The sequence below is a fragment of the Bradyrhizobium sp. genome (genome assembly GCF_036009065.1).
GTDB lineage: Bacteria > Pseudomonadota > Alphaproteobacteria > Rhizobiales > Xanthobacteraceae > Bradyrhizobium.
This window is the reverse complement of record NZ_DASYMN010000433.1, coordinates 1-7029: the sequence shown is the minus strand read 5'-3', so window position 1 is coordinate 7029 and position 7029 is coordinate 1. Positions and strand designations below refer to the sequence as shown.

At 59.9% G+C, this 7029-nt stretch carries 8 protein-coding genes; 4 read left to right on the top strand and 4 right to left on the bottom strand.

Annotated features, from left to right (window positions below):
• Positions 1-885, bottom strand: an 885-nt coding sequence (locus VGP39_RS25740; RefSeq protein ID WP_327570909.1) for a fumarylacetoacetate hydrolase family protein, incomplete at its 3' end; no start/stop codon positions are given.
• 142 nt (positions 886-1027) lie between these two features.
• Between VGP39_RS25740 and purQ the strand changes: the two genes are divergently transcribed.
• The gene (gene purQ / locus VGP39_RS25735) at positions 1028-1729 is read left to right on the top strand and encodes a phosphoribosylformylglycinamidine synthase subunit PurQ (RefSeq protein ID WP_327570908.1); all 702 of its coding nucleotides are present in this window, start codon (positions 1028-1030) and stop codon (positions 1727-1729) included.
• Positions 1730-2071: 342 nt separating this feature from the next.
• Here the strand turns inward: purQ and VGP39_RS25730 are convergent, their stop codons facing one another.
• Both VGP39_RS25730 and VGP39_RS25725 read right to left on the bottom strand, forming a co-directional pair.
• On the bottom strand, positions 2072-3514 hold the full coding sequence (locus VGP39_RS25730) for a caspase family protein (protein WP_327570907.1): 1443 nt from the start codon (positions 3512-3514) through the stop codon (positions 2072-2074).
• 10 nt (positions 3515-3524) lie between these two features.
• Positions 3525-3869 (bottom strand): effector-associated constant component EACC1, encoded by a 345-nt coding sequence (locus tag VGP39_RS25725; protein WP_327570906.1) that lies wholly within the window; start codon positions 3867-3869, stop codon positions 3525-3527.
• A 415-nt stretch (positions 3870-4284) separates the two neighbouring features.
• On the opposite strand from VGP39_RS25725, the gene VGP39_RS25720 reads away from it, so the two are divergent.
• Positions 4285-5208 carry a tripartite tricarboxylate transporter substrate-binding protein gene (locus tag VGP39_RS25720; protein ID WP_327570905.1) on the top strand — a complete coding sequence of 308 codons (924 nt, stop codon included), beginning with the start codon at positions 4285-4287 and terminating at the stop codon, positions 5206-5208.
• Here the strand turns inward: VGP39_RS25720 and VGP39_RS25715 are convergent, their stop codons facing one another.
• Positions 5209-5394, bottom strand: a complete 186-nt coding sequence (locus VGP39_RS25715; RefSeq protein WP_327570904.1) for a hypothetical protein — start codon at positions 5392-5394, stop codon at positions 5209-5211.
• Positions 5395-5660: 266 nt separating this feature from the next.
• On the opposite strand from VGP39_RS25715, the gene VGP39_RS25710 reads away from it, so the two are divergent.
• Entirely contained in the window at positions 5661-6086 is a 426-nt protein-coding gene (locus VGP39_RS25710) for a hypothetical protein (RefSeq protein WP_327570903.1), read from the top strand.
• A gap of 223 nt (positions 6087-6309) precedes the next feature.
• The coding region (locus VGP39_RS25705) for a trypsin-like peptidase domain-containing protein (protein WP_327570902.1) at positions 6310-7029 on the top strand (720 nt) is incomplete at its 3' end.

The following is a 7029-nucleotide window of genomic DNA, read 5'->3' as shown; positions in this document are numbered from 1 at the left end:
CTCCAGCGTCATGAAGCGCGACGCGTAGGAGACAAGCTGCCTGACGCCGAAGATCATGTCGCCGGTGTTGGCCGATTGACGCTGCTCGCCATTGACCTTGGTCGAGATCTTGAGGTTTTGCGGGTCGATCTGGTCCGAGGTCACCAGCCACGGACCGATCGGGCCCCAGCCGTCGCCGGTCTTGCCCAGCATCCATTGCCCCGAGCGCATCTGCTGGTCGCGCTCGGAAAAGTCCTGGCCCGTGCAATAGCCGAACACGTAAGTCAGCGCGTCGGCCTCGCCGACATTGCGCGCGGTCTTGCCGATCACCGCGACCAGCTCGGTCTCATAGTCGAAATTCTTCCCCGGCTCCCTCGACACCGCGATCGTGCCGCCATGATTGTTGAGCGCCGAGTTGAATTTGTTGAACAGGATCGGCTCCTTCGGCAGCTTCTGGTTCGCTTCCGCAGCGTGCGCCCGGTAGTTCAGGCCGACGCAGAGGATTTTTCCGGGTTCGGTGACGCAGGGGCCGAATTTGGCGGCCGTTTCCGCCACCAGGTATTTGCGCCCCGCCGCCTTGGCCTTGTCGATGGTCGATTTCAGCGCTGACGCGTCGTAGTCGCCGCTGATGACCTGATCGGTCGAGACCGGCGCGCCGAGCTTGAACGCCCGCTCGGCGGCGCCTATGTCGATGATGTCTTTGTCGGTCCGCACCCCGAGCGACAGGCCCGACGGCGTCTGCAGCATCGCCAGCGTCATGTTCTTGGCGACTTCCAGTTTCGTTTCAGCCGGCGCCGGCGCAGTTTTGGCCTGCGCGAAGGCATCGCGAGCGCCGGTGGAGAGCAAGCCGCCGGCAACCACGCCCGCGGCCGAGGATTTCAGGAATTTGCGACGATCGTTGTCCACGGCTTCCATCCCTTTTGTTGTTGGTCCGCACCCTCTGGCGGGGCTGCGCCGCCAAGCTAGCACTGGAAAATCCGCCTTCAAATGGGTAAGTCATGTAACCAAGGCATGACTCCCCTGCGCCCGCCAAATCCGGAAATTTGCGATGAAATCCGCCGTCCTCGTCTTCCCCGGCATCAATCGCGAGCGCGACATGGCCCGCGCCCTGCGGCTCGCGTCGGGGCATGAGCCCGCGATGGTCTGGCATGCCGAGACTGAACTGCCTGATGGCACCGACCTCGTGGTGGTGCCCGGCGGATTTTCCTATGGCGACTACCTGCGCTGCGGCGCCATCGCCGCGCGCGCGCCGGTAATGGATGCGGTGCGCAAGTTCGCGGCCGACGGCGGCCTTGTGCTCGGCGTCTGCAACGGCTTTCAGATTCTCTGCGAGTCCGGCCTCTTGCCCGGGATTCTGATGCGCAATGCGCGGCTGAAATTCATCTGCCATGACGTGCATCTGCGGGTGGAGCGTTCCGACACGCCGTTCACCCGCGGCTACAATGCCGGGCAGGTGATCCGCGTGCCCATTGCGCATGGCGAGGGCAACTACGCCGCCGACGAGGACACCATCCGCCGCCTCGAAGGCGAGGGGCGGGTGCTGTATCGCTACTGCTCGCCAAGCGGCGAAGTCGGCGATACCCACAACATCAACGGCGCCGCGCAATCGATCGCCGGCATCGTCAACACCGGCGGCAACGTGCTCGGCATGATGCCGCACCCGGAAAATCACGTCGAAGACATCATGGGCTGCACCGACGGCCGCGGCCTGTTCGCAGGCCTCGTCGCGCATCTGGAGCACGCGGCGTAGTTGTAGGACCTCAGGTAGAAATAGCCATGGAGCGGGGATAGGATTGCCCCGCAACCTGTCTCAGCACAGCCGATCGAATTTTCAGCCGGGGCACTGGATCCGAACAAACACCACCGCGCCCTCTTGAACAGCCCCTGCGGACCAATAAGCCTAGAGATAATGGCCGGCCACGTTTCGGAGGGCGCCGACATGGGATTGTCCGCATGGGATCATTGGCTACCAGCACCCATCCGGCGAATTCCATAGGGGCTTGAGGAAGCGCCGACGTCGATGGTTACGAAGCCCGCTTCTCCCGGCGGGTCGCCACGACGCGGAATCTGAGCAGAGACGGAATATGTGCGCCTAAGGTGACAGCATCTTGTTGTTGGTGATCAAGACAGAGATAGACGTCGCGACCGCCATGATAAGTACACTAAGCCAGGCATAATTGCCCTGGATTGGTACTCCAAATACCTTGACGATGCCCGTTCTCATCTTTTCCAGAAACACGTCGTTGGAAATCATTAATTCGCGGATGAAGGGTGGATGACTGTCAATCTTACGCATGAAAATGAGGAGAAAGAATAAAGCGAAGGTTAACAGGCCCGAAAGCACTTGTAATGATACCATCGCAACGTCCAGTGAACTACGAGGAGGATAACGCGTCACGAACGATAGAGCAAAGGTCACGAGAGCCAGGTAGCACGCACCCATCATAAAATAGAGACCATATCGATTGCCAATCTGACAATCCTTTATGTGTAATTTATACGGATCAGCGGGTAGTGATGTCCACTTATCTTCTGGAAGGCCAGCATATTCCCAGATCGGCGTCGCGATTATTGAAGCTGTCATTCGGGCGGCAGAGGAAGCGTCGTTCTTACTCAACTCTGCTTCTAACGCGGCAACGCGCGACAATACCTCGTCAATCTTCGGAGATTTCGCTTCGAGGGACTCTACCTTGAGCCCCGTTACCTTCATGGTCTCGCGCAAGCCGGTAACCGCAGCCTGCAGCTCTTTTAATGACGGAGCGGCCAATGCGCGATTGAACGCCAGGCGGAATTCGTTCGCATCATCCCAATTGATGCGCTTCGGGGGCGGCGCATCGCCTTTCTTTCGCACCCTTCTTTCAACTTCATCAAAAACATTTTCCAGCGTGAGCGTGCGATCAGTTTTGTCCTGGAGTCCGTGCTCCAACACCTCAACCAAAGCGCCGGTGAACCGAGTAAGCTTTTCATCCGGCGGAGCCAGCGCCTTGGCAGATGCGGGCACCGCCGCAATGCCGTAGGTGCCTTGAACGTCGATGGACGGCTCGGCTGCGCCAGTTGGACCTCCAGCGCTCATGCCGCCTTCCATGGCGCGGCCGCTATAGCAGCAGTCGAGAATAAGTATCCTCTTGCGTGCCGTAGAGGAGCGCATCGCCTTTTTTACTAATGATATCGCAATACCATCGAAGACCTTGCCCCTTTCGGTCGTCTTCGTGGTTGCAAGATAGAGAGGATTGTCGGCGTCACCGTAGAGACCATGTCCCACGTAGTAGACCAACAATGTATCGGTGGCTTCTTGTGCTATTCGCGCGAGGTCGCTCGTTACGTCACTGGCATTTTCCCGATCAAGCATCCGAATGATGCAGCTTTCGTCGAGACCGCAAATATCGGGGTCTTTAAATAACCTTGAGAGAGCATCAATATTTCTTTCCGCGTGCGGAATTGGCGGCAGGTTACTTTCGTCCGACGGATATTTCGAGGTCCCAATCAGGACAATCCGACTGTCGGCCTTGAATGAAAGGTTATCTGGATAGGGCATACAATGCTCATTAGCTCGGTGCGAGCGTCTTCGCCATTCTTTCCAAATCCGCAGACTTCGCGTTCTGAGCGTCGATGGTGACGGAACCCTTTTCCGTTTTTATGGTGATTTTTGTCTTTGGGCGTTTGGCGATGATGTATGCCTTTATGCAGCCAACCAACGCTAAAACCGCGGGTGTAGCCAACAGCACTTGCAGTACCGCAAGTAGTTCAGGCCCTTGTTCGCCCGGCTTCGGAGGCCGCGTTTTCTGCGAAAGGCCTCTTACATCGGTCAGCCGCTCTTCGTGCAACCACTCACGCAGTTCGCGTATTTCCTCGACTGATCCTGAACCGTCGCCTTCAATAAGCAACTCCATAACAGGCACTCCCTCATAATGCATCTCAAGGTCTAGTTTAGCATCCCTTGCAATCAAAATGCTAGGCGGTCGCGTCGTAAATTGTATCTGGCGCCAAGCATAAGCTGAAGATCCCCCCGCCGTGCAGCGCGGGGCCTGCGGTCTCAACAATCTCGCGCACCTGTTGCAGGTCTATCGCGTGCCGAACGAGTGGTTCCCCGCATCGGGCCGCCATCGGCCGTGCCGAGCATCTATCTGACGAAGACCATGGCGGGTTGAGGAGGCGGCCGCGCGTAAGCCGAATGGCTTGCCATCGCCCGGCAGGCGCTTAAAGTCTGATGCAGTGAATTCTGTCTGGATCAGGTTGGCTGTGAGCTTTTTCGCCAAGTCAAGTCGAAACTATTTTCTGCCGAGCTGCTTGGCCGCAGTTCTTGTGTTGGCCAGCCTCTCCGCCCGCGCGCAGGACTATCCCAAACGTCCGATCACCATGATTGTGCCGTTCGCGGCCGGCGGCGCGTCGGATGTCATTGCGCGGGCGGTTGCCGAGCAGATGGGCGCGGCGCTGAAGCAGAGCATCGTGATCGAGAACGTCGCCGGCGCCGGCGGTTCGACCGCATTGACGCGGGCCGCGCGCGCCGAGCCGGACGGCTACACCATCGCGATCGGCAACGCCGGCACCAATGCGGCGTCCTATACGATCTATCCGATGCTGCCGTTCAAGGCCGATGCCTTCGTGCCGATCGCGGTTGTCGCAAAGACGTTTGGGATCGTGGCGCTGCGGAGGGATTTCCCGGCCAGGACGCTGCAGGAGTTTATCGCTTACGCAAAGGCCAACCCCGGCAAGATCAATCTCGGCCACGCCGGCGTCGGCTCGTCGAATTTTCTGGTCTGCAAGAGTTTTATTCAGGCCGCCGGCATCGACGTGACGCTGGTCGGCTACCGCGGCGGTGCGCCGGCGCTCACCGATGCGATCGGTGGCCAGATCGACGGGGTGTGCGATAACGCCGCCTCGGTGTCGCAGGCGATCGACGACAGGCTGGTGAAGGGTCTTGTGATCGGCTCCTCGGTGCGGCTGGCGACGCTGCCGGATCTGCCGACCTCGGCGGAGGCAGGATTGCCCGAATTCGAGGCGCAGGGCTGGAACGGGCTGTTCGCGCCAAAGGGCACGCCGCCGGAGATCGTCGCGAAACTGAATACGGCGGCGCGGACCGCGGTGGAAAGCGAGGGCGTGAAAAAGCGTTTTCACGACCTGTCGTCGGTGCCGCCGGACGCCAACGAGCATGCGCCGGAGGTCTTGCAGCAACTCGTGACGCGCGACGTCGAGAAGTACCGCAAGCTGCTGGCGAACGACAAGCCTTGATCATCGTGAGCGACGTGCCCACACCGGCTGGGCATAGGAGAGCTTGCCGGGCTGCGCCCTGGCGAACGCCACCAGCTCCGCCACGGACTTGACCGGCAGCTCGATCGGAACGGCGAGCACGTTGGCCGCGACGAACACCTGCGGCGATGATGCCGGACAAGCTCTGCCTCCAGGCTTACCCGACATCACGCACCTGAAATTCTGTTCTATTTGTTCGCGCGCTGCTCGAGATCAGCGCCCGCTTCATTAGCGCATCGAAGCTCTCCGGCTCGTCCATCAAGAGGCCGTCCTCCACCACATGACGATAATCGTCTTCAAGCGCCCCGCGCGCTGCGCCTTCCGGAACAAGTTTTAGATCGCCGTTTACAGCTTTGTGGTAGTCGATGATGTGACCATCCGCATCTTTCGCCGCGAAAAACCAGCTTTTGTGTTCAGCAACGGCCTCCGCAAGTTTGCGATCAGCAAATATTGCGGGGCCGAGTAAGGTTCCTCGCGATGGTCAGCTTGCCGCGCTGATCGCAGCGAAAAACTTTTGCTGGCGCTTTGATCAAATCGATTGGAATGGCCCGTTTGGCTGGTCAAAAATCTCGGCCAGCGACTTGGCGCAAATCGTTATTCCCAAACTGCACGATTATGAAAGTATGACTTGGGCAGAGATGGACGGCCCCTCCGGCTCTCATACCGTTGATTATGACCAACTCTGCAAAGAAGCCCAGGACCGGCTCAAAGAGCTAAAGATGACGCACGTTGAAGCCTTGTTCTCCGTACGGATCGCGGGAGCAGTACGGGTCTGGGGAGTAAAGGACATCGCAATATTGCGCGTCCTCTGGTGGGATCCCGATCACCAAGTTTGCCCCAGTCTGAAGAAGAACACGTAGAGCGAGTGTCTTAACTAGGACAGCACCGGTTCCGGATTCGCGACTTTGTCGCGCCCCGGAATGACGGCAACTCCCTGCGCCAAACCGCCGCATTCATTTCCAGGCTTCATTACCAAGAATTAATTCGCCCGCCAGCGCGCCGTAAGGCGGGAGCACCCATCTTGACTGGGCAAAGGTGCTGTTCCCCCGCACCATCGATTCAGGCCCTCTGGAGACTTTTTATATGACCGACCGTCCCACCGACCTATCCTCCCTTCCGTCCTACGGCGCGGCGCGCCGTTCGCTGTTTTCCGCGCGCAAATTTGCGCTGATGGCCTCCGTCGTCGCCGGCCTCGGCGTTGCCGGCTACGGCCTCAGCCCGGCGCCGCACGACGTGTTCTCCAGCGCCGCGCATGCGCAGGTCGACAAGCAGGTGAAGCAGCAGGTGGCGCAGCCCACCGGCTTTGCCGACATCGTCGAGCGGGTAAAGCCGTCGGTGATTTCGGTCCGCGTCAATATCGGCGAAAAACTCGCCAAGGACGACAGCGCCAACAAGAACGACGACGATTCGCCGTTCCAGCCGGGCTCGCCGATGGAGCGTTTCTTCAAGCGCTTCGGCGGTCCCGATGGCATGCCGCCGGGACTGCGCGGCGGTCCGCGCGGCGGCGGCCGTGGCCAGGTCACCGGCCAGGGCTCCGGCTTCTTCATTTCGCCTGACGGCTATGCCGTGACCAACAATCACGTGGTCGACGGCGCCGACAAAGTCGAAGTCACCGCCGACGACGGCAAGGTCTACAAGGCCAAGGTGATCGGCACCGATCCGCGCACCGACGTGGCGCTGATCAAGGTCGAGGGCGGCTCCAACTTCCCGTTCGCCAAATTGTCGGACAGCAAGCCGCGCATCGGCGACTGGGTGCTCGCGGTCGGCAATCCGTTCGGCCTCGGCGGCACGGTCACCGCCGGC

Excerpts from the sequence above, each read along its gene's own strand:
- purQ (WP_327570908.1), top strand. The coding sequence starts at position 1,028 with ATGAAATCCGCCGTCCTCGTCTTCCCCGGCATCAATCGCGAGCGCGAC.
- VGP39_RS25730 (WP_327570907.1), bottom strand. The coding sequence starts at position 3,514 with ATGCCCTATCCAGATAACCTTTCATTCAAGGCCGACAGTCGGATTGTC.
- VGP39_RS25725 (WP_327570906.1), bottom strand. The coding sequence starts at position 3,869 with ATGGAGTTGCTTATTGAAGGCGACGGTTCAGGATCAGTCGAGGAAATA.
- VGP39_RS25715 (WP_327570904.1), bottom strand. The coding sequence starts at position 5,394 with ATGTCGGGTAAGCCTGGAGGCAGAGCTTGTCCGGCATCATCGCCGCAG.